At 61.1% G+C, this 24,943-nt stretch carries 25 protein-coding genes; 15 read left to right on the top strand and 10 right to left on the bottom strand.

Going from position 1 to position 24,943, the window contains the following annotated elements; translation table 11 throughout:
- Positions 1–2: 2 nt before the first annotated feature.
- The 7 genes from murG (at position 3) to lpxC (ending at position 7,896) form a co-directional block, all read left to right on the top strand.
- Positions 3–1,067, top strand: coding sequence for an undecaprenyldiphospho-muramoylpentapeptide beta-N-acetylglucosaminyltransferase (gene murG, locus C9411_RS07245; RefSeq protein WP_004932773.1), 1,065 nt, complete (start codon positions 3–5; stop codon positions 1,065–1,067).
- Between the two features lie 84 nt (positions 1,068–1,151).
- Positions 1,152–2,627, top strand: a complete 1,476-nt coding sequence (gene murC, locus C9411_RS07250) for a UDP-N-acetylmuramate--L-alanine ligase (protein WP_107226759.1) — start codon at positions 1,152–1,154, stop codon at positions 2,625–2,627.
- Positions 2,620–3,540 (top strand): D-alanine--D-alanine ligase, encoded by a 921-nt coding sequence (locus C9411_RS07255; protein ID WP_107226760.1) that lies wholly within the window; start codon positions 2,620–2,622, stop codon positions 3,538–3,540. The genes murC and C9411_RS07255 overlap by 8 nt, the downstream gene beginning before the upstream one ends.
- Before the next feature lies 1 nt (position 3,541).
- Entirely contained in the window at positions 3,542–4,393 is an 852-nt protein-coding gene (gene ftsQ / locus C9411_RS07260) for a cell division protein FtsQ (protein WP_063991406.1), read from the top strand.
- Complete coding sequence (gene ftsA / locus C9411_RS07265; protein WP_004932758.1) at positions 4,390–5,646, top strand: cell division protein FtsA; 1,257 nt, start codon at positions 4,390–4,392, stop codon at positions 5,644–5,646. The genes ftsQ and ftsA overlap by 4 nt, the downstream gene beginning before the upstream one ends.
- 74 nt (positions 5,647–5,720) lie before the next feature.
- Positions 5,721–6,875: a cell division protein FtsZ gene (gene ftsZ, locus C9411_RS07270; protein WP_004932757.1), complete on the top strand. Its 1,155-nt coding sequence runs from the start codon at positions 5,721–5,723 to the stop codon at positions 6,873–6,875.
- Positions 6,876–6,978: 103 nt separating this feature from the next.
- The gene (lpxC, locus tag C9411_RS07275; protein WP_004932754.1) at positions 6,979–7,896 is read left to right on the top strand and encodes a UDP-3-O-acyl-N-acetylglucosamine deacetylase; all 918 of its coding nucleotides are present in this window, start codon (positions 6,979–6,981) and stop codon (positions 7,894–7,896) included.
- A gap of 105 nt (positions 7,897–8,001) precedes the next feature.
- Here the strand turns inward: lpxC and C9411_RS07280 are convergent, their stop codons facing one another.
- Positions 8,002–8,517, bottom strand: a complete 516-nt coding sequence (locus C9411_RS07280) for a DUF721 domain-containing protein (RefSeq protein ID WP_063991404.1) — start codon at positions 8,515–8,517, stop codon at positions 8,002–8,004.
- A gap of 26 nt (positions 8,518–8,543) precedes the next feature.
- Between C9411_RS07280 and secM the strand changes: the two genes are divergently transcribed.
- The 3 genes from secM (at position 8,544) to mutT (ending at position 12,350) form a co-directional block, all read left to right on the top strand.
- Positions 8,544–9,074, top strand: coding sequence for a secA translation cis-regulator SecM (gene secM / locus C9411_RS07285; protein ID WP_107226761.1), 531 nt, complete (start codon positions 8,544–8,546; stop codon positions 9,072–9,074).
- An 82-nt stretch (positions 9,075–9,156) separates the two neighbouring features.
- The gene (gene secA / locus C9411_RS07290; protein ID WP_107226762.1) at positions 9,157–11,865 is read left to right on the top strand and encodes a preprotein translocase subunit SecA; all 2,709 of its coding nucleotides are present in this window, start codon (positions 9,157–9,159) and stop codon (positions 11,863–11,865) included.
- 80 nt (positions 11,866–11,945) lie between these two features.
- A complete protein-coding gene (mutT, locus tag C9411_RS07295; protein WP_107226763.1) occupies positions 11,946–12,350 on the top strand; it encodes an 8-oxo-dGTP diphosphatase MutT in 405 nt (134 codons plus the stop codon).
- Positions 12,351–12,389: 39 nt separating this feature from the next.
- Here mutT and yacG read toward each other — a convergent pair whose 3' ends face one another.
- From yacG to coaE, 3 genes are read right to left on the bottom strand one after another with little or no spacing between them, the layout of a single operon-like run.
- The gene (gene yacG, locus C9411_RS07300) at positions 12,390–12,581 is read right to left on the bottom strand and encodes a DNA gyrase inhibitor YacG (protein ID WP_004932737.1); all 192 of its coding nucleotides are present in this window, start codon (positions 12,579–12,581) and stop codon (positions 12,390–12,392) included.
- A 51-nt stretch (positions 12,582–12,632) separates the two neighbouring features.
- Positions 12,633–13,385 (bottom strand): cell division protein ZapD, encoded by a 753-nt coding sequence (gene zapD / locus C9411_RS07305; protein WP_107226764.1) that lies wholly within the window; start codon positions 13,383–13,385, stop codon positions 12,633–12,635.
- Positions 13,386–13,390: 5 nt separating this feature from the next.
- Positions 13,391–14,005, bottom strand: coding sequence for a dephospho-CoA kinase (coaE, locus tag C9411_RS07310; protein ID WP_060706233.1), 615 nt, complete (start codon positions 14,003–14,005; stop codon positions 13,391–13,393).
- Positions 14,006–14,367: 362 nt separating this feature from the next.
- On the opposite strand from coaE, the gene C9411_RS07315 reads away from it, so the two are divergent.
- Complete coding sequence (locus C9411_RS07315; RefSeq protein WP_015376656.1) at positions 14,368–15,411, top strand: GMP reductase; 1,044 nt, start codon at positions 14,368–14,370, stop codon at positions 15,409–15,411.
- Positions 15,412–15,463: 52 nt separating this feature from the next.
- On the opposite strand, the gene hofC is transcribed toward C9411_RS07315, so the two are convergent.
- The 4 genes from hofC to nadC all read right to left on the bottom strand — a co-directional run bounded on the left by hofC (position 15,464) and on the right by nadC (position 19,624).
- Entirely contained in the window at positions 15,464–16,663 is a 1,200-nt protein-coding gene (hofC, locus tag C9411_RS07320; RefSeq protein ID WP_063991399.1) for a protein transport protein HofC, read from the bottom strand.
- A complete protein-coding gene (gene gspE / locus C9411_RS07325; RefSeq protein ID WP_107226765.1) occupies positions 16,660–18,102 on the bottom strand; it encodes a type II secretion system protein GspE in 1,443 nt (480 codons plus the stop codon). Before gspE ends, hofC begins: the two co-directional genes overlap by 4 nt.
- A 5-nt stretch (positions 18,103–18,107) precedes the next feature.
- The gene (gene ppdD / locus C9411_RS07330; RefSeq protein ID WP_063991398.1) at positions 18,108–18,545 is read right to left on the bottom strand and encodes a prepilin peptidase-dependent pilin; all 438 of its coding nucleotides are present in this window, start codon (positions 18,543–18,545) and stop codon (positions 18,108–18,110) included.
- A gap of 188 nt (positions 18,546–18,733) precedes the next feature.
- Entirely contained in the window at positions 18,734–19,624 is an 891-nt protein-coding gene (gene nadC, locus C9411_RS07335; protein WP_063991397.1) for a carboxylating nicotinate-nucleotide diphosphorylase, read from the bottom strand.
- An 84-nt stretch (positions 19,625–19,708) separates the two neighbouring features.
- Between nadC and ampD the strand changes: the two genes are divergently transcribed.
- Together ampD and ampE are read left to right on the top strand one after the other, a co-directional pair.
- A complete protein-coding gene (ampD, locus tag C9411_RS07340; protein WP_063991396.1) occupies positions 19,709–20,305 on the top strand; it encodes a 1,6-anhydro-N-acetylmuramyl-L-alanine amidase AmpD in 597 nt (198 codons plus the stop codon).
- Entirely contained in the window at positions 20,305–21,159 is an 855-nt protein-coding gene (ampE, locus tag C9411_RS07345) for a beta-lactamase regulator AmpE (protein ID WP_033631795.1), read from the top strand. The genes ampD and ampE overlap by 1 nt, the downstream gene beginning before the upstream one ends.
- 60 nt (positions 21,160–21,219) lie before the next feature.
- Here ampE and hemL read toward each other — a convergent pair whose 3' ends face one another.
- Positions 21,220–22,509, bottom strand: a complete 1,290-nt coding sequence (gene hemL / locus C9411_RS07350) for a glutamate-1-semialdehyde 2,1-aminomutase (protein ID WP_049272773.1) — start codon at positions 22,507–22,509, stop codon at positions 21,220–21,222.
- 174 nt (positions 22,510–22,683) lie between these two features.
- Here hemL and clcA point away from each other — a divergent pair, with 174 nt between their 5' ends.
- Together clcA and erpA are read left to right on the top strand one after the other, a co-directional pair.
- Positions 22,684–24,123, top strand: coding sequence for a H(+)/Cl(-) exchange transporter ClcA (gene clcA / locus C9411_RS07355; protein WP_107226766.1), 1,440 nt, complete (start codon positions 22,684–22,686; stop codon positions 24,121–24,123).
- Positions 24,124–24,212: 89 nt separating this feature from the next.
- A complete protein-coding gene (gene erpA, locus C9411_RS07360; protein ID WP_033649222.1) occupies positions 24,213–24,557 on the top strand; it encodes an iron-sulfur cluster insertion protein ErpA in 345 nt (114 codons plus the stop codon).
- A gap of 56 nt (positions 24,558–24,613) precedes the next feature.
- Here the strand turns inward: erpA and C9411_RS07365 are convergent, their stop codons facing one another.
- A complete protein-coding gene (locus C9411_RS07365; protein WP_130018495.1) occupies positions 24,614–24,862 on the bottom strand; it encodes a hypothetical protein in 249 nt (82 codons plus the stop codon).
- Positions 24,863–24,943: the final 81 nt, after the last annotated feature.

Consider the following 24,943-nt stretch of genomic DNA (forward strand, 5'->3'; position numbering starts at 1 on the left):
GGATGAGCGGGAAACCTAAGCGTTTAATGGTGATGGCAGGCGGTACCGGTGGGCACGTGTTCCCGGGGCTGGCGGTCGCGCATCATCTGATGGCGCAGGGCTGGCAGGTGCGCTGGCTCGGAACCGCAGACCGAATGGAAGCCGATCTGGTGCCGAAGCACGGGATCGAGATTGATTTTATCCGCATCTCCGGCCTGCGCGGCAAAGGCCTGAAGGCCCAGCTGACTGCGCCGCTGCGGATCTGGCAGGCGGTGCGCCAGGCGAAAGCCATCATGCGCAGCTATCAGCCGGATGTGGTGCTGGGGATGGGCGGTTACGTTTCCGGCCCTGGCGGCCTGGCAGCCTGGCAGTGTGGCATCCCGGTGGTGCTGCACGAACAGAACGGCATTGCCGGTTTGACCAACCGCTGGCTGGCGCGCATCGCCGCCAAAGTGATGCAGGCCTTCCCCGGTGCGTTCCCGAACGCCGAGGTGGTGGGCAACCCGGTGCGTACCGATGTGTTGGCGCTGCCGTTGCCGGCGGAGCGGTTGCAGGGGCGCGAAGGCCCGATCCGCGTGCTGGTGATTGGCGGAAGTCAGGGCGCGCGGGTGCTGAATCAGACAGTTCCTGAAGTCGCGGCGCGTTTGGGCGATAGAATTACGCTCTGGCATCAGGTTGGCAAGGGCGCGCTGGAAACGGTGTTGCGCGACTACGAGAGGGTAGGGCAGACGCAGCACAAGGTGACCGAGTTCATCGACGACATGGCCGCCGCTTACGCCTGGGCCGATGTGGTGGTTTGCCGTTCCGGCGCGTTGACCGTCAGCGAAATCGCGGCGGCGGGGCTGCCGGCGATCTTCGTGCCGTTCATGCACAAGGACCGTCAGCAGTACTGGAACGCACGCCCGCTGGAAGAAGCCGGCGCGGCGAAGATTATCGAACAGCCGCAGTTCAACGCCGATGTGGTGGCCGAACTGCTGGCGAGCTGGGATCGCAAGACGCTGCTGGCCATGGCCGAGAAAGCGCGCGCGGTCGCCATTCCGGATGCCACCGAGCGTGTGGCGGCGGAGTTGGTGCGGCTCGCCAAGTAACGAGTGCAGGGGTTCGGTATGCCGAACCTGAATAAAAGCAATGTGATGTAGGGCCGGGGTACCGGATCCGGATTAGAGAGAGTGATGAATACACAACAACTGGCGAAACTACGTACTATCGTGCCCGAGATGCGTCGCGTCCGGCACATTCACTTTGTCGGCATCGGTGGTGCCGGCATGGGTGGTATCGCCGAAGTGTTGGCAAACGAAGGGTATCAGATCAGCGGCTCCGACCTGGCGCCGAATCCGGTGACCCAACAGTTGAGCGCGCTCGGGGCGACGATTTATTTCAATCACCGTCCGGAAAACGTGCTGGATGCGAGCGTGGTGGTGGTTTCTACCGCCATCTCTGCCGACAACCCGGAGATCGTCGCCGCTCGTGAAGCGCGCATCCCGGTGATCCGCCGCGCTGAAATGCTGGCGGAGCTGATGCGTTTTCGCCACGGCATCGCTATCGCCGGCACGCACGGCAAAACCACCACCACGGCGATGGTCTCGAGCATTTATGCCGAAGCCCGCCTGGACCCGACCTTCGTCAACGGCGGGCTGGTGAAGGCGGCGGGCACCCACGCGCGACTGGGTTCCAGCCGTTATCTGATCGCGGAAGCGGATGAGAGCGATGCGTCGTTCCTGCACCTGCAGCCGATGGTGGCCGTGGTCACCAACATCGAAGCCGACCACATGGATACCTACCAGGGTGACTTCGAGAACCTGAAGCAGACGTTTATCAATTTCTTGCACAACCTGCCGTTCTACGGCCGTGCGGTGATGTGCATCGACGATCCGGTAGTGCGCGAGCTGTTGCCGCGCGTGGGTCGCCACATCACCACCTATGGCTTCAGTGAAGATGCCGATGTGCGCATCGAAGACTACCGGCAGATTGGGCCGCAGGGGCACTTTACCCTGAGCCGTCAGGACAAGCCGTTGCTGACGGTGACGCTGAACGCGCCGGGCCGCCACAATGCGTTGAACGCCGCAGCGGCGGTGGCGGTAGCGACCGAGGAAGGCATCGACGACGAAGATATCCTGCGCGCGCTGGCGGGCTTCCAGGGGACCGGGCGTCGCTTCGATTTCCTCGGTGAGTTCCCGCTGGAGCCGGTCAACGGCAAAGCGGGCAGCGCGATGCTGGTGGACGACTACGGCCACCATCCGACCGAGGTGGATGCCACGCTGAAAGCGGCGCGCGCCGGCTGGCCGGACAAGCGTTTGGTGATGATCTTCCAGCCGCACCGTTATACGCGCACCCGCGATCTGTACGACGATTTCGCCAACGTGCTGTCGCAGGTGGATGTGCTGCTGATGCTCGACGTGTACGCCGCCGGTGAAGCGCCGATCCCGGGGGCGGACAGCCGTTCGCTGTGCCGCACCATCCGCAGCCGCGGCAAGCTGGATCCGATCCTGGTTTCCGATGCCGATACCGTGCCGGAAACTCTGGCGCAGCTGCTGCAGAATGAAGACCTGGTGCTGGTGCAAGGCGCCGGCAACGTGGGCAAAATCGCCCGTAAACTGGCCGAGCTGAAGCTGCAGCCGCCGAAGAAAGAGGAGGAGCACCATGGCTGATAAAGTTGCAGTTCTGCTGGGCGGCACCTCCGCTGAACGTGAAGTCTCTCTGCAATCCGGCGCCGCGGTGCTGGCCGGGTTGCGCGAAGCCGGTATCGATGCGCACGGCGTCGATACCCGCGATTTCCCGGTGACCCAGTTAAAAGAGCAGGGGTTCACCAAAGTGTTTATCGCGCTGCATGGCCGCGGCGGCGAGGACGGCACCCTGCAGGGGCTGCTGGAGTTCCTCGAACTGCCTTATACCGGCAGCGGCGTGATGGCCTCGGCGCTGACCATGGACAAATGGCGCACCAAGATGGTGTGGCAGTCGATGGGCTTGCCGGTGGCGCCTTACGTGGCGCTGAATCGCCAGCTGTACCTCAGCGGCGAAAAAGCGGCGCTGCTGGCGCGCGTGGCGGAGCTTGGCCTACCGCTGATCGTCAAGCCGAGCCGCGAAGGCTCCAGCGTCGGCATGAGCAAGGTCACCGAAAGCGCCGCGCTGGAAGCCGCGTTGGAAGAGGCCTTCCGCCATGATGACGACGTATTGGTGGAGAAGTGGCTGAGCGGCCCGGAATATACCGTGGCGATGCTGGGCGACCAGGTGCTGCCGTCGATCCGCATCCAGCCGGCCGGCGTGTTTTACGACTACCAGGCCAAGTACATTTCGGACGACACGCAGTACTTCTGCCCGAGCGGTTTGAGCGCCGAGCAGGAAGCCGAGATGGCGGCGTTGGCGCTGCGCGCTTACCGCGGCCTGGACTGCAGCGGCTGGGGCCGCGTCGACGTGATGCAAGACAGCGATGGCAGCTTCTATCTGCTTGAGGTGAACACCTCTCCGGGCATGACTAGTCATAGCCTGGTGCCGATGGCGGCGCGCCAGTTTGGATTAAGCTTCTCGCAGTTGGTGGCGAGAATTTTGGAGTTGGCCGACTGATATGTCGCAAGCTGCCCTGAATGCGCGCGATCGCGAGGTGGATAACGGCCCGCGCCGCAGCAATGGAACCCAGTTGGCGGGAGTGATTTTCCTGCTGATGGTGTTGGGAACGGTCGTGTGGAGCGGTTGGGCGGTGCTTGGCTGGATGAAAGACGCCAGCCGCCTGCCGCTCTCAAGGCTGGTGGTGACCGGCGAACGCCACTACACCACCAACGATGATATTCGTCAGGCGATCCTGGCGCTGGGCGCGCCCGGCACCTTTATGACGCAGGATGTGGACGTCATCCAGCAGCAGATCGAACGTCTGCCGTGGATCAAGCAGGCCAGCGTGCGCAAACAATGGCCGGATGAGCTGAAGATCCATCTGGTGGAGTACGTCCCGGTGGCGCGCTGGAACGATTTGCACATGGTGGACGCCGAAGGCAAAGCGTTCAGCGTGCCGGCGGAGCGAGCGGGTAAACAGAAGTTGCCGCTGCTCTACGGGCCGGAAGGGAGCGAGCAGGATGTGCTGGAAGGCTATCGGGCGATGAGCGCCACGTTGGCGGCCAGCAAATATACGCTGAAAATGGCGGCGATGACCGCGCGCCATTCCTGGCAGCTGGCGCTGGACAACGATGTCCGGCTTGAGCTGGGGCGCGATGACCGCAATGGGCGTTTGCAGCGGTTTATCGAGCTTTACCCGGTATTGCAGCAGCAGGGCCAGGCGGAGAGCAAGCGTGTCAGCTATGTCGATCTGCGCTACGAGTCCGGCGCTTCGGTAGGGTGGGCTCCGGTGTTGGTCGATCCGCAGGCGCTTGGCGGTCAGCAAAACAGTAATCAGCAACAGAATCAGGCACAGGCAAAACAACAATGATCAAGTCGACGGACAGAAAACTGGTAGTTGGACTGGAGATCGGTACTGCAAAAGTCTCCGCGTTGGTAGGGGAAGTTCTGCCCGATGGCATGGTCAACATTATCGGGGTGGGCAGCTGCCCGTCTCGCGGCATGGATAAGGGTGGCGTAAACGACCTGGAGTCGGTGGTGAAGTGCGTACAGCGCGCCATTGATCAGGCCGAGCTGATGGCGGACTGCCAGATCTCCTCGGTGTACCTGGCGCTGTCGGGCAAACACATCAGCTGCCAGAACGAAATCGGCATGGTGCCGATCTCGGAAGAGGAAGTGACGCAGGACGACGTGGAGAACGTGGTGCACACCGCCAAATCGGTGCGCGTGCGCGACGAACACCGCATTTTGCACGTGATTCCTCAGGAATACGCCATCGATTATCAGGAAGGCATCAAGAACCCGGTTGGGCTGTCCGGCGTGCGCATGCAGGCCAAGGTGCATCTGATTACCTGCCATAACGATATGGCGAAGAACATCGTCAAGGCCGTGGAACGTTGCGGCCTGAAAGTTGACCAACTTATTTTCGCCGGTCTGGCCGCGAGTTATGCGGTGCTGACCGAAGATGAACGCGAACTCGGCGTTTGCGTGGTGGATATCGGCGGCGGCACCATGGATATGGCGGTGTATACCGGCGGTGCGCTGCGCCACACCAAAGTGATCCCTTACGCCGGGAACGTGGTCACCAGCGATATCGCCTACGCCTTCGGCACGCCGCCGACCGACGCGGAAGCGATTAAAGTTCGACACGGCTGTGCGCTTGGGTCGATTGTTAGCAAGGATGAGAATGTAGAGGTGCCTAGCGTCGGGGGACGTCCTCCGCGCAGTCTGCAAAGACAGACGCTGGCTGAAGTCATTGAGCCACGCTACACCGAACTGTTGAATCTGGTTAACGATGAAATTTTGCAATTGCAGGAGCAACTGCGTCAGCAAGGGGTGAAGCATCATCTGGCAGCCGGTATCGTGCTGACCGGTGGCGCCGCCCAGATTGATGGCCTGGCAGCCTGTGCGCAACGGGTGTTCCACACCCAGGTACGCATCGGCCAACCCTTGAACATCACGGGTCTGACGGATTATGCGCAGGAGCCTTACTACTCGACAGCGGTAGGTCTGCTGCACTATGGAAAAGAGTCTCACCTGAGCGGTGAGACGGAAGTAGAAAAACGCGCCTCGGTGGGCAATTGGTTTAAACGCATCAATAGCTGGCTGAGAAAAGAGTTTTAATGTTTCAACAAAGAGATCATGCTGAGTAATCTTTTTATGATCTCGCAGCGACAGGCACAAAACGGAGAGAAACTATGTTTGAACCAATGGAACTAACCAATGACGCGGTGATTAAAGTCATCGGCGTCGGCGGCGGCGGTGGCAACGCCGTTGAACACATGGTGCGCGAGCGCATCGAAGGTGTTGAATTCTTCGCTGTGAACACGGACGCCCAGGCGCTCCGCAAAACGGCGGTTGGCCAAACCATCCAGATCGGTAGCGGTATTACCAAAGGTCTGGGTGCGGGCGCGAACCCGGAAGTGGGTCGCAATTCAGCGGAAGAAGACCGCGAAGCCCTGCGCGCAGCGCTGGACGGCGCAGACATGGTCTTCATCGCGGCCGGCATGGGCGGCGGTACCGGTACCGGTGCGGCGCCAGTGGTGGCTGAAGTGGCTAAAGATTTGGGTATTCTGACCGTGGCCGTGGTGACCAAGCCTTTCAACTTCGAAGGCAAGAAGCGCATGGCATTCGCGGAGCAGGGTATCGCTGAGCTGTCCAAACACGTGGACTCGCTGATCACCATCCCGAACGACAAGCTGTTGAAAGTTCTGGGTCGCGGCATCTCTCTGCTGGACGCGTTCGGCGCGGCCAACGACGTGCTGAAAGGCGCGGTGCAGGGTATCGCCGAGCTGATCACCCGTCCGGGCCTGATGAACGTCGACTTCGCCGACGTGCGCACCGTGATGTCCGAAATGGGCTACGCGATGATGGGTTCCGGCGTGGCTTGCGGTGAAGACCGTGCCGAAGAAGCGGCCGAAATGGCGATCTCCAGCCCACTGCTGGAAGACATCGACCTGTCCGGTGCGCGCGGCGTGCTGGTTAACATTACCGCCGGCTTCGACCTGCGTCTGGATGAGTTCGAAACCGTGGGTAACACCATCCGTGCGTTCGCGTCCGACAACGCTACCGTGGTTATCGGTACCTCGCTGGATCCGGAAATGAACGACGAACTGCGCGTAACCGTGGTTGCAACCGGTATCGGTATGGACAAGCGTCCTGAAATCACCCTGGTGACCAATAAGCAGGCCAGCCAGCCGGTGATGGATCACCGTTATCAGCAGCACGGCATGTCGCCTCTGCCGCAGGAAGTGAAACCTGCCGCCAAGGTGGTCAACGACCAAGCTGCGCAGCCGAATAAAGAGCCCGACTATCTTGATATTCCAGCCTTCCTGCGTAAGCAGGCAGACTAAGAATATCCTGAGAATTTGGAATCTCCGCTCTTTGTGCTAAACTGTCCCGCCAGCCATGCTGTATGCTTGGCTGGTAGGATGGATAACATTGCGAGATAAAACGATGATCAAACAAAGGACATTAAAACGTATTGTTCAGGCGACTGGTGTCGGTTTGCATACCGGCAAGAAAGTCACGCTGACAATGCGCCCAGCGCCGGCTAATACCGGGGTCATCTATCGTCGCACTGACTTGAATCCACCGGTTGATTTTCCGGCTGATGCAAAATCCGTGCGTGATACCATGCTCTGTACTTGCCTGGTGAATGAGCATGACGTGCGTATTTCGACCGTTGAGCACCTCAACGCCGCGCTGGCTGGGTTGGGCATCGACAACATCGTCATCGAAGTCGACGCCGCTGAAATCCCAATCATGGACGGCAGCGCCAGTCCGTTCGTGTTCTTGCTGCTGGATGCCGGCATCGAAGAACTGAACTCGGCGAAGAAATTCCTGCGTCTGAAAGAGACCGTGCGTGTTGAAGATGGCGACAAATGGGCCGAGTTGTCCCCGCATAACGGGTTCCGCCTGGACTTCACCATCGACTTCAACCACCCGGCTATCGACGCCAGCTCTCAGCGCTATCGTCTCGATTTCTCGGCTGAGTCGTTCGTGCGTCAAATCAGCCGCGCGCGCACCTTCGGGTTTATGCGCGACATCGAATACCTGCAGTCTCGCGGCCTGGCCCTGGGCGGCAGCTTCGATTGCGCTATCGTGGTAGATGACTACCGCGTGCTGAACGAAGACGGTCTGCGTTTCGAAGACGAATTCGTACGTCACAAAATGCTGGACGCCATCGGCGACCTGTTCATGTGCGGCCACAACATCATTGGCGCGTTCACCGCGTTCAAGTCTGGCCACGCGTTGAACAACAAACTGCTGCAGGCCGTACTGGCCAAGCAGGAAGCGTGGGAATACGTGACCTTCCAGGACGAAGCCGAAATGCCGTTGGCATTCAAGGCACCGTCCACCGTATTGGCGTAAGGTCTGAATTCCTCGCCTGCTGCAGAATAACGGCAGGCGCATCCTCTGAGAGCCTGAGAATTCAGGCTCGTGATGCCGTCTGATGTTTTGCAGTTGTGTCGCTGATCACTTATCACGACTGGTTGTGTTGGTACCCTCTCCGGCCAATGCAGCCAGCCGTTCCAATATCTTGCGCAGTTTCTCCGGGCTACGGCTCGCCAACCCTCTCAGCTCTTCCGCACTTTCCAGACTCAAATGCCGCATCGGCACGGGTTTTACCGGCGCTTTCTCTGCGTTTTGCACCTGGTGGCTGCCTTTCGCCATCAAGGCCGGATTAATCCTGATGTCGATCGACGACAATGATGGTAGAATTTGCGCTCGTAGTGCAGACAGCAGAGCGGGTTGTTCGTAGCGCAAGCGCATCATCCAGCTGGCATTTGCCGTTTCGAGCACTAAAATACCCTGTCGGAAATTCGCGACGCGGCACCAGGGATGCAGGGGAGCGGGCAACAGGCCCTTCACTGCACGGTTAAGCTTGAGCAGCGCCACCGCGCGTTGCTGGACGTTATGCAGCGGCCCTTTGCTGCCGGCAGACGCGTCGTCGAACAGGACATCTAATAATTGTGGACGGCTATCGCGCATAATGGGCTCCGGCGGATTATAAACTCGTGATCGGTATTCTAAATCGTTGGCGACAATTTGGCAGACGTTATTTCTGGCCCCATCTCCTGTTAGGGATGGTTGCGGCCACGCTTGGCGCGTCTTCCAATTTGTCCGGCGCCCCCGATCAGGCCGCACTGCCGAATGCGTCGTCCAGCCTAAACCGGCAAAATTCGGCCAACGGCACCTTCAACAGCCTGGCCCTGCTGCAGGACGCGCATCGCCGTCCTACCTTCAGCGTAGATTATTGGCAGCAACATGCGCTGCGCACCGTCATTCGTCACCTCTCTTTCGCGCTGGCGCCGCAGGCGGTTTATGCGCGGGTGCAGGAGAGCGAAGCCGAAGTGGAACCGCCTTTGCAGGTCGCGCAACTGGCGCTGCTTTCTACCCTCAACGCGCTGCTGACGCACGAGCCGAAGCCGCCGACCATCATTCGCCACACCCACCTTGAGGTGCTGCCAACGCTGGCACGGCACCAGACCGGCCTGTGGGTGGCGCAGGTACAGGGCATTCGTGCCGGGCCTGCCGCGCTCGTCTGACTCCGCCCTTAGGGCACAAAAACCATAAATAATAGCAAGTTGACTGCCGTATTCGGCCGTCATGACAGAGATATCAAACATCATGTTAGTGAAATTATTAACCAAAGTTTTTGGCAGCCGTAACGATCGTACTCTGCGCCGCATGCGCAAAGTGGTTGAGCAGATCAACCGCATGGAACCGGACATGGAAAAACTGTCCGATGACGAGCTGAAAGCGAAAACCAACGAGTTCCGCGCGCGCCTGGAGAAAGGCGAGTCGCTGGACAGCCTGATCCCTGAAGCCTTCGCCGTGGTGCGTGAGGCGAGCAAGCGCGTGTTCGGCATGCGTCACTTCGACGTGCAGCTGCTGGGCGGCATGGTGCTGAACGACCGCTGCATCGCCGAGATGCGTACCGGTGAAGGTAAAACCCTGACTGCGACGCTGCCGGCCTACCTGAACGCCCTGAGCGGCCGCGGCGTGCACGTTGTGACCGTCAACGACTATTTGGCGCAGCGTGACGCCGAAAACAACCGTCCGCTGTTCGAGTTCCTCGGCCTGAGCATCGGCATCAACCTGCCGGGCATGCCGGCGCCGGCCAAGCGTGAAGCTTACGCCGCCGACATCACCTACGGCACCAACAACGAATACGGCTTCGACTACCTGCGCGACAATATGGCGTTCAGCCCGGAAGAGCGCGTGCAGCGCAAACTGCACTATGCGCTGGTGGATGAGGTGGACTCCATCCTGATCGATGAAGCGCGTACGCCGCTGATCATCTCCGGCCCGGCCGAAGACAGCTCCGAGATGTACATCAAGGTCAACAAGCTGATCCCTAAACTGATCCGCCAGGAAAAAGAAGACTCCGACACCTTCAAGGGAGAAGGGCACTTCTCGGTGGATGAGAAGGCGCGCCAGGTCCACCTGACCGAACGCGGCCTGATCCTGATTGAAGAGATGCTGGTGGAAGCCGGCATCATGGATGAGGGAGAGTCGCTGTACTCACCGACCAACATCATGCTGATGCACCACGTTACCGCCGCGCTGCGCGCCCACGTGCTGTTCACCCGCGACGTTGACTACATCGTGAAAGACGGTGAAGTCATCATCGTCGACGAACACACCGGCCGTACCATGCAGGGCCGCCGCTGGTCCGATGGCCTGCACCAGGCGGTGGAAGCCAAAGAAGGCGTGGAGATCCAGAACGAGAACCAGACGCTGGCTTCGATCACCTTCCAGAACTACTTCCGTCTGTACGAGAAGCTGGCTGGGATGACCGGTACCGCCGATACCGAAGCCTTCGAATTCAGCTCGATCTACAAGCTGGACACCATCGTGGTGCCAACCAACCGTCCGATGATCCGTAAGGACATGCCGGATCTGGTGTACATGACCGAGAAAGAGAAAATCGGCGCCATCATCGAAGACATCCGCGAGCGTACCGCCAAAGGCCAGCCGGTGCTGGTGGGTACCATCTCAATCGAGAAATCCGAAGTGGTTTCCCATGAGCTGACCAAAGCGGGCATCGAGCACAAGGTGCTGAACGCCAAATTCCACGCTATGGAAGCGGACATCGTCGCCCAGGCCGGCCAGAGCGGTGCGGTGACCATCGCCACCAACATGGCGGGCCGTGGTACCGATATCGTGCTGGGCGGCAGCTGGCAGGCCGAAGTGGCGCTGTTGGAAGAGCCAACCGAAGAGCAGATCGAAGCCATCAAAGCGGCCTGGAAAGTGCGCCACGACGCGGTGTTGGCGGCGGGCGGCCTGCATATCATCGGCACCGAGCGCCATGAATCGCGCCGTATCGATAACCAGCTGCGCGGCCGTTCCGGTCGTCAGGGCGATGCCGGTTCATCCCGCTTCTACCTGTCAATGGAAGATGCCCTGATGCGTATCTTCGCCTCGGATCGCGTATCCGGCATGATGCGTAAACTGGGTATGAAAGAAGGCGAAGCGATTGAGCACCCGTGGGTGACCAAGGCGATCGCCAACGCCCAGCGCAAGGTAGAGAGCCGCAACTTCGACATCCGTAAGCAGCTGCTGGAATACGACGATGTCGCCAACGATCAGCGCCGCGCCATCTACAGCCAGCGTAACGAATTGCTGAACGTGTCCGACGTGAGCGAAACCATCGCCAGCATCCGCGAGGATGTGTTCAAGAGCACCATCGACAACTACATCACGCCGCAGTCGCTGGAAGAAGAGTGGGACATTCAGGGGTTGGAAGAACGCCTGAAGAACGACTTCGATCTGGAAATGCCGATCGCACAATGGCTGGATAAAGAGCCGGAGCTGCACGAAGAGACGCTGCGCGAACGTATTCTGGAGAACGCCAAAGAGCAGTACCAGCGTAAGGAAGACGTGGTCGGCAGCGAAATGATGCGCAACTTCGAGAAGGGCGTGATGCTGCAGACGCTGGATTCCCTGTGGAAAGAGCACCTGGCGGCGATGGACTACCTGCGTCAGGGTATCCACCTGCGCGGTTATGCGCAGAAGGATCCGAAGCAGGAGTACAAGCGCGAATCCTTCAACATGTTCGCCACCATGCTGGAATCGCTGAAATATGAAGTGATCAGCGTGCTGAGCAAGGTTCAGGTGCGGATGCCGGAAGAGGTGGAAGCGCTGGAACAGCAGCGCCGTGAAGAAGCCGAGCGCCTGGCGCAGCACCAACAGCTGAGCCACCACGACGAGAACGCGCTGGTGACCGAAGATCCGAACGCACCGGCGACCGCCGAGCGTAAAGTGGGCCGCAACGATCCGTGCCCATGCGGCTCCGGCAAGAAATACAAGCAGTGCCACGGCCGCCTGCAGTAATGCCGGCTGCGGTTAACCGATAACACCCAGGGGTTCAGCTTGCTGAGCCCCTGTTTTTTGACACCCATCAGGAGGGTGAGATGAAACATTTGAATATCGCCGTGGGCATCATCCGTAATGCGCAACGGGAGATCTTTATTACCCGCCGCGCCGCCGACGTGCACATGGCCGGATTCTGGGAGTTTCCCGGCGGCAAGATCGAACAGGGTGAAACGCCGGAACAGGCGCTGAGCCGCGAGCTGCGGGAAGAGACCGGTATCGAAGCCGAACGCGCCGAACTGCTGGAGGTGGTGGAGCACCGCTTCAGCGACCGTATCGTGACGCTGAATTTTTATCTGGTGGAAGCCTGGGCGGGCGAGCCGTTCGGCCGCGAGGGGCAACCGATGCGCTGGGTAAAACAGGCAGATCTGCGTGAAGACGAGTTCCCGGAAGCCAACGTCGGCATTATTCAACTGCTGGTAGCGCAGGCTAACGCCGCGCAATAACAAGATTGGCCTGGCGGGCACCAGGCCAATCGCGGACGATCAACGGTCGTCCATTTCACTCCAGTCTTCGCTTTCCGACAGATCGCTGTTGCTTGGAATGCGCTTCTCTTCATCGGCCCACTCGCCGAGATCGATCAGCTGGCAGCGCTTGCTGCAAAACGGCCGGAACGGGCTGACTTCGCCCCAAACCACGCCGGTGCCACAGGTTGGGCATTTCACTACGGTCGTCATAACGGTTCCTTACGCCTTCTGTCAGTGCTGAGAAGGCTTTCTTGCACAAGTTCAACAACAGGCCAGTTCGAACGTCAGGCGTTCAGGCACCACGCCATTTTCGCTATCCAGCGGCAGGAAGCGAATGGCATAGCGCGTCTTGTGGCCGGAAATCTGCGGATAAAGCTGCGGCGCCAGATGGAGGCGCAGGCGCAGCAGATCCGCCCCTTCGGCGTTGTCCTGGAAAAAGCCGTTCAGGCTGATTTGATTGCGGAACGGCCCGGATTGGCGGATCAGATCCAATACCATGATCAGCGCCTGGTTCAGCGGATCCAGCGACTGCAGCCAGGCGGCGACGTCGGCATCGCGATCCTGCTGCGGCGCGTGCATCCACATGTGCAGGGTCGGCAGATCGAAGCTGCAGCAGCCGCCGGGAATGTTCAGCCGCTGGCGCACCAGACCGATCAGCCGATCTTCGCGCAGCGCCTGGCCGAGGCGCTGCGCCGCCATCAGCGCCGATGAGCGCGACTTCAACTGGCTGCGCAACTGGTCGATCAGCGCCATATCCACGCCCGGCACATCGGCCCAGGCCAACAGTTTCTGCTGCTGGCGCTCGAGCTCTTTGAGCAGTTCGGTGCGCACTTCGCCGCGCTCCAGCACGTCCAGCAAGTCGGAGACGGTGCGAAAGAAGGTGAGGGCGATGGCGGTTTCACTCAGGGCGCGTTGGCCGTGCAGCTGTTGCAGCAGAAATTCGATGCGTAGCCAGGTGCGCATTTTTTCGTTCAGCGGGTGTTCAAAGAGAACGGTTGGGGAAACATCACTCATGCAGTTTAATCCTGTTGGGGCGCTGTTGCCGCCAGTTCAAGGTAGCGACGATGCAGTGCGGCGACCTGTGGCTCTATCCCCTGAGCGGCGCCGCTGTTGTCAATAATGTCATCCGCCACGGCGAGGCGCTGCCGGCGCGTGGCCTGGGCGGCGAGAATGCTTTGCGCTTGCTCACGGCTGACGCCGTCGCGTGCGATGGTGCGAGCCAGCTGGGTTTCGGCGTCAACGTCGATCACCAGCACCCGATCGGCGCGATCCTGCAGACCGTTTTCCACCAGCAGCGGTACCACCCACAGCGCGTACGGGCTGGTGGCCTGCGCCAGTTGGCGCTGGGTTTCACGGTGTATCAGCGGATGCAGCAGCTGGTTCAGCCAGGTTTTGTCATCGGGATGGCTGAAGATGCGCTGACGCAGCGCAGCGCGATTCAATGCGCCGTCCGGCAGCAACATTTCATTACCAAATCGCTCGGCGATCGCGGTCAAGGCAGGGGTGCCCGGCTCGACGACCTGACGGGCGATCACGTCAGCATCAACAAGGGTTGCGCCGTGGCGCGCAAAGGCGTTCGCGACGGTCGTCTTGCCGCTGCCTATACCCCCGGTCAACGCAACAATGTAGGCCATGGTGTTAGGTGCATCCGATGTTCATAAAAAAATAATAGTCGAATCATAAAGCGATCGCGCAGAAGTGCAAGTCGGCAGGCGGCGCTTGCGCATCGGCACCGATCGGACGGCGAGAAAAAGCGCAGCGGCACGGCAAAAATGAGCGGGCAATCACACTGCGATTATGCAGGTAAATTTGTCGGATTGTAGCGTAAATAAAGGCGAATTCGCAGTCTTGTTCGGCGATTATTAGCGCGTATTATAACGTCACTGGAACTGGCATTAATCTCGCCGCCGTCTTTTTGCGCCACTGGAAAGTCGTCGGGCAGAGATTCGAACATCCTCCTTGCGATCCGTCGCCATTAACCAGGAAATCATAAGTCATGCGTATTGAAGAAGATTTGAAGTTGGGCTTTAAAGACGTGTTGATCCGCCCTAAGCGCTCCACGCTGAAAAGCCGTTCCGAGGTTGAACTGGAACGTCAGTTTACCTTCAAGCATTCAGGTTGCAGCTGGTCCGGCGTGCCGATTATCGCCGCCAACATGGACACGGTGGGCACCTTCCGCATGGCTGAGGCCCTGGCTTCTTTCGACGTTCTCACCGCGGTACACAAACATTACAGCGTCGAGCAATGGGCTGACTTCGTGCAGCGTATGCCGGAATCGGTGCTGCGCCACGTGATGGTGTCCACCGGCACCTCCGAAGCCGACTTCGCCAAAATGCAACAGATCCTGGCTCTATCTCCGGCGCTGAAATTCATCTGCATCGACGTGGCCAACGGCTACTCTGAACATTTCGTCGCTTTCCTGCAGAAAGCGCGCGAAGCCTGCCCGAATCACGTGATCTGCGCCGGTAACGTGGTGACCGGCGAGATGGTGGAAGAGCTGATCCTCTCCGGCGCCGACATCGTTAAGGTCGGCATCGGCCCGGGTTCAGTCTGTACCACCCGCGTGAAAACCGGCGTGGGCTACCCGCAGCTGTCGGCGGTGATCGAATGCGCCGATGCGGCCCACGGGCTGGGCGGTCAAATCGTCAGCGACGGCGGCTGCTCGGTGCCAGGCGACGTCGCCAAAGCCTTCGGCGGCGGTGCTGACTTCGTGATGCTGGGCGGTATGCTGGCCGGCCACGACGAGTGCGAAGGCACCGTCGTGGAAGAGAACGGCGAGAAGTTCATGCTGTTCTACGGCATGAGCTCCGAGTCGGCGATGAAGCGCCACGTCGGCGGCGTGGCGGAGTATCGCGCGGCCGAAGGCAAAACCGTCAAGCTGCCGCTGCGTGGCGAGGTGGAGTTCACCGTGCGCGATATCCTCGGCGGCCTGCGTTCCGCTTGTACCTACGTCGGTGCCGAGCGCCTGAAAGAGCTGACCAAGCGCACCACCTTTATCCGCGTGGCGGAGCAGGAAAACCGCGTCTTCGGCAGCAAATAAGCCACACCTTGCATTCGGGCGCAGCGCACAGCGGCGCCCGTTATCCTTTTCTTTATCCCAGCACGCTGCCCAGTTGAAAAATAGGCAGGTACATGGCGATCACCAAAGCACCGACAATCCCGCCCACCACCAGCATCAGCAGCGGCTCCAGCGTTTGCGCCAGCGTATCGGCCAACTCGTGCGTCTGCCGTTCGTACCACTGCGCCAATTTATCCAGCAAGGCGTCCAGCGAACCGGATTCTTCGCCCACCCGCACCAGCTGCCGACACAGCGGCGGAAACAGCGGTTGCAGGCCAAGGACATGATGAAACGCCTCACCTTCGGCGATCCGCCGCTGCACCTGCTCCAGCGCCTGTCGGTACAGCAGATGGTCAGCCGCCAGCGCCGCCGCGTTCAAACCTTCCACCAGCGTCAGCCCCGCGCGTTGGGTCATGGTCAGAATACGAAACGTTTGGCTCAACGCGCCGCCGCTCACCAGCCGGGCGATCAGCGGCAGGCGCAGCAAGGCAGCCTGTTCACGTTGGCGCCACGGAGGGCGCGGATGCAGCCAGCGGCAGTAGCCGAACAGCAATGCGCCGAGCAGCAGCGCCAAATAGGGGCCAACGGCGATCAGCAGCGCGGATAACCTCAATATCCCTTGGGTAAACCAGGGCAGCGGCGCATCGAACGATTGATAAACCTTGGCGAACTCCGGCAGCACCATCACCAGCATCAGCACGCTGACCAGCAGCGCCACCGCACAGATGAAGAGGGGATAGCGCAGCGCTTTGGTCACTTTGCGGCGCAACATCAGCTGGGCTTCCTGCTGCTGTGCCAGCTGCAGGCAGCAGCGATCGAGGTTACCGGTCAGTTCGCCGATGGCGATCAGCTGGCGATAAATAGGCGGAAAAATGCCTGGTTGCGCGGCAAGGGTTTCGGAGAGCGGCAGCCCTTCGCGCACCTGTTCTGCCAACTGGCGCAACAGGCAACGCCAGGCTGGCGAAGGGTGCTCTGCCGCCAGAAGCTGCAGCGTATTGACCAGCGGCAGCCCGGCCTGCAACAGGGTAGCGAGTTGGCGGGTGAAGTGGATTAAGGGTTCTCCGCGCCACTGGCCAGGCGTGACGCGCTTGCCGTGCCCGATCCGCCACGGTTGCATGCCTTGTTCGATCAGTAATCGGCTCACCTGTCGTTTTTCATCGCTCATCAGTTCGCCGCGGCGCAAGGCGCCCTGAGCGTCGAAAGCCTGCCACAGAAACAGCCGGCGCGCTTTCATGGTGCGGTTACGCCGAGCTGGACGACGTCGATCACACGGTACAGTTCTTCCAGCGAGGTCGTGCCTTCGGCGGCCAGCGCCAGCCCGGCCTGCAGCAGCGAAAGCTGCCCCTGCTCGCGGGCGACATCTGCCAGCAGGCTGGGCGCGGCGCTCGCCAGCAACGCCGCCTGTATTTCCGGCGTAATGGCCAACAGCTCATACACGCCGATGCGACCATAGTAGCCGCCGAAGCAATGCTCGCAGCCGTCGGCGCGCCAGGCGGTCAGCGGATCTGGCCAGACCGCTGCGGGAAAATGCGTGGGCAGGCTGTGCGGGTAGCGGCAGTGGCGACACAGCCTGCGCACCAGCCGCTGCGCAACGACTAGCTTCAGACAGCCGGCGAGCAGGTAGCCGGGGATGCCCATGTGCATCAGGCGTGTCAGGGTTTCGCCGGTGGAGTTGGTATGCAGCGTCGACAGCACCAGGTGGCCGGTTTGCGCGGCCTTGACCGCGATCTCGGCGGTTTCCGCATCGCGGATCTCGCCGATCATGATGACATCCGGATCCTGGCGCAGCAGGGCGCGCAGCACCCGGGCGAAACTCAGCTCGGTTTTGGCATTGATCTGGGTTTGATTGACGCCGAACAGCGGTATCTCGATCGGATCCTCGACGCTGCACAGGTTGCTTTGTGCATCGTTCAACTGGCGCAGACCGCTGTACAGCGTTACCGTCTTGCCGCTGCCGGTCGGGCCGGTCACCAGGATCAAACCTTGCGGGCAGGCCAGCGCCGCCGCGTAGCGCGCCAGATCTGCCCGGCTCATGCCCAGTTGATCCAGCGGCAGCTCCTGCTGCTCACCCTGCTGAACGCGCAGCACTACCTTTTCGCCGTGCAGCGTCGGCAGGGTGGCGATACGCATGGCATAGCGCGCGCTATCCAGCGTCAGGCTGAGTTGCCCGTCCTGAGGCTGACGGCGCTCGGCGATATCCAACTGGCCGAGGATCTTCAGCCGGGCGATGAGGCGCGCGGCCAGCTGTGGCGGCGGTGAGGCGAGGGTTTGCAGCACGCCGTCGATGCGCAGACGAATGCGAAAATGCTGCCGAAAGGGCTCGAAGTGGATATCCGAGGCGCGGCGCTGAATAGCCAAGCGCAGCGTCTGGTTGATGAACTGCACCACCGGCGCATCGCCGTCGTCGAGGTAGGCGATGTCGGCGGTGTCTTCTTCGGCTGCCAGCGGCGCCGGCAGCGATTCGTGGCGTTGGTTCAGCGCCTGCTCAAGCCTGGCCGCCGGCCAGTGTTCCAGATGGATGCGCTTGCCGGTGGCGAAACGCAGCGCCGCCAGCAGCCCCTGCGGCGCTTCTTCGTTGAGCGCGACCGTCAGGGTGGTCGGATCTTCGTTCAGCGCCAGCGCCTGATAGCGCCGGCACAGGGCATGAACCTCTTCGCTGATTTGCGCGTTCATCGCCGTTACTCCGCCGCATTGTCGAAGCGGAAGACTTCCTGACACACTTCAACCAGCGTTGCGTTTTCGCTGCTGCACAGCCGGCTCCAGCGGGTCAGCCCCTCGGCGTTCGATTTGGGGGTTAGTGCCACCGCCAGCCCCTGCAGCGTTTGGATGCCGGTCAGCGTGATCACGCCTTTGACGACTTTCACCCCGCTGACGTAACGCGACGTGCCGCCGGTGGGAATGCCTTTGCTGCCGGCCTCACAGCCGGTGGGTGCGCCCTCGTCCAGCACGCACAGCTCGACCGCCAGTTTATACGGCGCCATGGTTTGCAGCATGTCGGTCATCGCCGCTTTCTGGATGTAGCGTTGGTAGGCGGGAATGCCGATAGCGCTGAGGATGGCGATGATGGCGATCACCACCATCAGTTCTATCAGGGTAAAGCCGCGTTGCGTTTCCATGCGTTGTTTCCTCCATTGGGTGTGGAAGACAACGGTAGCGGCTTGCTCGGGGGCACGGCGAGGGGCTTTTACGCGTTTCTCGGCGCGCTTCCATCAGTAATGATGTCGTTTGCAGCGGTGAAAAAAACGATGCGAGGGGGTTCGCAATTTTTCGGTGACGCCCCCGACAGCGGCCGGGGGCGAGGGGATCATTTGAAGCGCATTGACAGATCGAGTGCAGTGATGTGCTTGGTCAGTGCGCCGACCGATATGTAATCTACGCCGGTCTCGGCAAAGGTTCGCAGCGTCTCGCTGGTGACGTTGCCGGACACTTCCAACTGGGCGCGCCCTTGGGTTTGGGCGACCGCCTGGCGCATCATCTCGACGCTGAAGTTGTCCAGCATGATGATGTCGGCACCGGCGTCCAGCGCCTGCTGCAGTTCATCGAGCGATTCGACTTCCACTTCCACCGGCACATCGGCGTGCAGCCAGAAGGCTTTTTCCACCGCGTTCTTGATAGAGCCGGAGGCGATGATGTGGTTTTCCTTGATCAGGAAGGCGTCGGACAGCCCCAGCCGGTGGTTGCTGCCGCCCCCGCACAGCACGGCGTATTTCAGCGCGGTGCGCAGACCGGGCAAGGTCTTGCGGGTATCGAGCAGGCGAGTCCGGGTGCCTTCCAGCAGGGCCACGTAGCGGCTGACCTCGGTCGCCACGCCGGAGAGCGTCTGCACGAAGTTCAGCGCGGTGCGCTCGCCGGTCAGCATCACCCGCGCGGGGCCGTGCAGCCGGCAGAGCGGTTGGTTCGGCGTCAGACGGTCGCCGTCCGCCACCAGCCACTCCACCTGCACCTGGTTGCCCAACTGAATAAAGACTTCGTTCAACCAGCGGCGGCCGCAGAACACGCCGGCTTCGCGGGTGATGACGGTGGCTTCGGCCTGCTTGTCCGCCGGTAACAATTGCGCGGTAATATCGCGCCCGGCGTCGACTTCACCCCCCAAGTCTTCGCGCAGCGCCTGGGCGACGGCATAGGGAATATCACTTTCAATTCGTTCAAGAAGCTCGGTGCGGCGACTGTCGGCACTGTAGCGGCGTGTCGGCATGGAAAACTCCGAAATGGACGGTTAGATCGTAGGGGAACATGCTACTCTGTTGCAGGAATAAGTACCACCGTAGAGAGGTGTCTGATGCAGTTGGAAAATGGCTGGATTGTCGGGGTGACGCGAGTGCTCTCGCCGCACTGCGATCGGCGCCCGGATGACGAGCCCCCCTCGCTGCTGGTCATCCACAACATCAGCCTGCCGCCCGGCGAGTTCGGCGGCCCCTATATCGACCAGCTGTTTACCGGCACGCTCGATCCCGCGCAGCACCCCTATTTCGCCGAGATCCATCAGCTACGGGTGTCGGCGCACTGTCTGATCCGCCGCGACGGGGAGATCGTGCAGTATGTGCCCTTCGACCAACGCGCCTGGCACGCGGGCGTTTCTCTGTATCAGGGGCGCGATCGGTGCAACGATTTCTCCATCGGCATCGAGCTGGAAGGCACCGATCTGTTGCCTTACACCGAGGCGCAATACCACAGGCTGCAGGCGGTCACCGCGCTGCTGGCCGAACGTTATCCGCCGCTGGTGGCCAATATCGCCGGGCATTGCGATATCGCTCCCGGCCGCAAGACCGATCCCGGACCGGCGTTCGATTGGGATCGCTATCTGGCATCTCTGGAACAACGCGGCGCGCCCGCCGACGCTATGCTTGAGACAAGAAAAAGGGAGAGGAATCGCTAATGACGCTGTTTACGCTGTTGCTGGTTTTGGCCTGGGAGCGCCTGTTTAAGCTGGGAGAACACTGGCAGCTGGATCACCGTCTCGAAGTGGTGTTTCAGCGGCTGCATCGGGTTTCGCTGGCGCAGACGCTGGCGATGACCGCCGCCTGGATGGTGATCGTCTGGGGCGTTCTGTGGCTGTCGCACGGGTTGTTCTTCGGCGTGGTGACGCTGCTGCTGTGGATTGTCATCGATCTGCTGTGCGTCGGCGCCGGCATCAAGCGCAAACACTACCGCGCCTACCTGAAAGCGGCGCGGCAGGGCGATACCCACGCCAGCGATCAGATGGCGGAAGAGCTGGCGTTGATCCACGGTTTGCCGGTGGACTGCAGCGAAGAGCTGCGCCTGCGCGAGCTGCAAAACGCGCTGCTGTGGATCAACTTCCGCTATTACCTGGCGCCGCTGTTCTGGTTCGTGGTCTTTGGGCCTTACGGGCCGATCGCGTTGGCGGGGTATGCCTTCCTGCGCGCCTATCAAACCTGGCTGGCGCGCCACAATACGCCGCTGGAGCGTTCGCAATCGGGCATCGATCACCTGCTGAACTGGCTGGACTGGATCCCGGTGCGTTTGGCTGGGGTGGCCTATGCGCTGTTCGGCCACGGCGAGCGTGCGCTGCCGGCCTGGTTCGCCTCGCTGGGGGATCGGCATTCGTCGTCGTATCAGGTGTTGACGCGGCTGGCGCAGTTCTCGCTGGCGCGCGATCCGCATATGGATCCGGTGCAAACGCCGCGGGCGGCGGTGACGCTGGCGCGCAAGGTGACGATGATCATCGTGGTGGTAGTGGCGCTGTTGACCATTTACGGCACGCTGCTTTAAGCGGCTGCGAAAAACAAAACGGGCGCCGAGGCGCCCGTTTTTTTGGCCATTCGGCCGGGATTACAGCTTGGCGAAGCAGCGACGCGCGGCGTCGATGGTGCGCTGAATGTCTTCCTTGCTGTGCGCCACGGACATGAAGCCCGCTTCGAAGGCGGACGGCGCCAGATACACCCCTTCCTCCAGCATCAGGTGGAAGAAGCGCTTGAAGCGTTCCACGTCGCACTGCATCACGTCCTGATAGCAGGTCACTGTCGGCGCGTCGGTGAAGAACAGGCCGAACATGCCGCCGACGTTGTTGACCACCAGCGGGATATTCTCTTCCTGCGCCGCATGCAGCAGGCCTGCGGCCAGCATTTCGGTCAGTTCGGTCAGCGTCTGGTGCACGCCTACCTGTGATACTTCGGTCAGGCAGGCATAGCCCGCCGCCATGGCGATCGGGTTGCCGGACAGGGTGCCCGCCTGGTAGACCGGGCCGGTCGGCGCCAGCGCGTCCATCACGTCGCGGCGGCCGCCGAAGGCGCCCACCGGCATGCCGCCGCCGATGATTTTGCCCAGACAGGTCAGATCCGGCTCGACGCCGTAATAGGACTGTGCGCCGGCCAGCGCCACGCGGAAGCCGGTCATCACTTCATCGATGATCAAGAGCGCGCCGTACTTGTCGCACAGGGCGCGCAGTCCCGGCAGGAATTCCGGCAGCGGCGGCACGCAGTTCATGTTGCCGGCAACCGGTTCGACGATGATACAGGCGATCTCGGACGGGTACTGCTCGAAGGCGGCACGCACCGAATCCAGGTCGTTATAGGTGCAGGTCAGGGTGTGCTTGGCGAAGTCGGCCGGCACGCCCGGTGAGTTCGGCTGGCCGAGGGTCAGCGCGCCGGAACCGGCTTTCACCAGCAGGCAGTCGGCGTGGCCGTGGTAGCAGCCTTCGAACTTGATGATTTTGTCGCGGTTGGTGTAGCCGCGCGCCAGGCGGATGGCGCTCATGGTGGCTTCGGTGCCCGAGTTCACCATGCGCACCATATCCATCGTCGGCACCAGTTCGGTGACCAACTGCGCCATTTTGACTTCCATCTCGGTCGGTGCGCCGAAGCTCAGGCCGCGCTGCGCCGCTTCGATCACCGCGTCGCGGATCGCCGGGTGGTTATGCCCCAGCACCATCGGCCCCCAGGAACCGACATAGTCGATATAGGCCTTGCCGTCGGCATCGAACAGGTAAGCCCCGTCTGCCCGCTCGATAAACAGCGGCACACCGCCTACGCCGGTGAATGCACGCACCGGAGAGTTCACCCCACCGGGGATCAACTGTTGCGCCTGGGCGTACAGACTTTCGGACTTGCTGTGTAGGCTCATAAATCGGCTCCTGGATTCTCTTTTGAATGATTTGACCGCGCTATTCTAGAGGAGAGCGCCGCGTTATGAAACGATCACAGTCAGATACCATTAACGGCAGCGCCCGCCGCCGGGTTGGGGTAGAATAACCGCCCTGCCTATTTGTATTACAAATTACCTGACGAATCATTCGCGATGACAGAATCACAATCACAGCCAGTCGGGACGTTGAGCCCGCGTCTTAGCCGCAGCGATGCGGTGCGTCAGTTTATTCGCCGCGATAAGACCCCGGTGGCGATCCTGGTGATGGCCGCGCTGGTGGGGACGCTGGCCGGTTTGCTCGGCGTGGCCTTCGATAAGGCGGTGGAGTGGGTGCAGCAGCAGCGGCTGGCTTCACTGGCGCAGGTCGCCGATTCCTGGAGCCTGGTGTGGCCGCTGGCGTTTATCCTGTCCGCCGCGCTGGCGGCGCTGGGTTATTACCTGGTGCGGCGCTTTGCGCCTGAGGCGGGCGGCTCGGGTATTCCGGAGATCGAAGGCGCGCTGGAGGAGCTGCGGCCAGTGCGCTGGTGGCGCGTGATCCCGGTGAAATTCATCGGCGGCATGGGCACGCTGGGGGCGGGCATGGTGCTGGGGCGCGAAGGGCCCACGGTGCAAATGGGCGGCAACGTCGGGCGCATGGTATTGGACGTGCTGCGCATTCGCGGCGCCGAGGCGCGTCATACGCTGCTGGCGACCGGGGCCGCCGCTGGGCTGTCCGCCGCGTTCAACGCGCCGCTGGCCGGCATCTTGTTCATCATCGAAGAGATGCGGCCGCAGTTCCGCTACAACCTGATCTCGATTAAAGCGGTGTTTATCGGCGTTATCATGTCGAGCGTGGTGTTCCAGCTGTTTAACGGCCAGGGCTCGGTGATCGCGGTCGATAAACTTTCTTCGGCGCCCATTAATACCCTGTGGCTCTATCTGGTGCTGGGGGCGATATTCGGCGCGGTGGGCGTGGGATTCAACGCGCTGATCTTCCGCACTCAGGATATGTTTGCGCGCCTGCACGGCGGCAGAATGCGCAATGTCTTGCTGATGGGCGGGCTGCTCGGCGGCGTGTGCGGTATTCTGGGGCTGATCCAGCCGGAGGCGGCGGGTGGCGGCTTTGGGCTGATCCCCATCGCCGCGGCGGGCAATTACAGCGTCGGCATGTTGATGTTCATCTTTATCACCCGCATCTTCACTACGCTGCTGTGCTTCGGCTCCGGCGCGCCGGGCGGCATCTTCGCGCCGATGCTGGCGCTGGGCACGCTGTTCGGCACCGCTTTTGGGCTGGCGGGGGCGCACCTGTTCCCGCAGTACGGCATCGAGGCGGGCACCTTCGCCATCGCCGGCATGGGGGCGCTGTTCGCCGCCACGGTGCGCGCCCCGCTGACCGGTATCGTGCTGGTGCTGGAAATGACCGACAACTACCAACTGATTTTACCGATGATCATCACTTGCCTCGGCGCTACGGTGGTGGCGCAGCTGCTCGGCGGCAAGCCGCTGTATTCGTCGATCCTGGCCCGCACGCTGCAAAGACAGGAGGCGCAGCTGGCGCGGGAAGCGGCGGAGAAAACAGGTAAGGAAAATACAACAAATGCGGTGAATACTTGAACGCAACACTCAGGTATCGGATAATCGTTAATATTAATCAGGCAGCCATAGTCGCGATCTGATGCTGAACAATGTTGGGAGTAAAGAGTATGAGTGATCAAACGGCACTGCCCCTGCAATTTACCGAGGCAGCAGCAAGCAAGGTTAAGTTCCTGATTGCTGACGAAGAAAATCCGAACCTGAAGTTGCGGGTTTACATTACCGGCGGCGGCTGCAGCGGATTCCAGTACGGCTTCACTTTTGACGACAAGGTCAACGATGGCGACATGACCATCGAGAAGCAGGGCGTGGCGCTGGTGGTCGATCCGATGAGCCTACAGTATCTGGTCGGCGGTTCGGTGGATTACACTGAAGGGCTGGAAGGGTCGCGCTTCGTGGTGACCAACCCGAATGCCAAAACCACCTGCGGTTGTGGTTCGTCGTTCAGCATCTGAGTTTGCCAGTCAGAATATCAACCCGCTCGCCTTACGGCCGGCGGGTTTTTTTATGCCTACCATTCCACGAGGATCACTTCCGCACCGTTCTCCTGTGCCGGTGGGCTGTGGATGATGTTCGGCTGCGCCGTCGCGTGGCTGCATTCGGCCTGTGGGATGTCGGCCTCGAGACGCACGGCGCATTGCGGTTCAATGGTCAGGGTAACGCCGATCTGGCCGCTGACGGCATCGGCATACGCGGTGCCACTCAGCAGGGCACCACAGCAGGCAAGCAGCATTTTTTTCATCATTGCGGGAATAGTCATCCGTAAGCCATCTTGTGATGACTTATCGGCAAAAAGTTAAAAAGTTTTAACAGCGCGGGGAGGGGATTAACCTGCGGATAA

Source organism: Serratia sp. Nf2, from assembly GCF_003028435.1.
Lineage (GTDB): Bacteria > Pseudomonadota > Gammaproteobacteria > Enterobacterales > Enterobacteriaceae > Serratia > Serratia marcescens_L.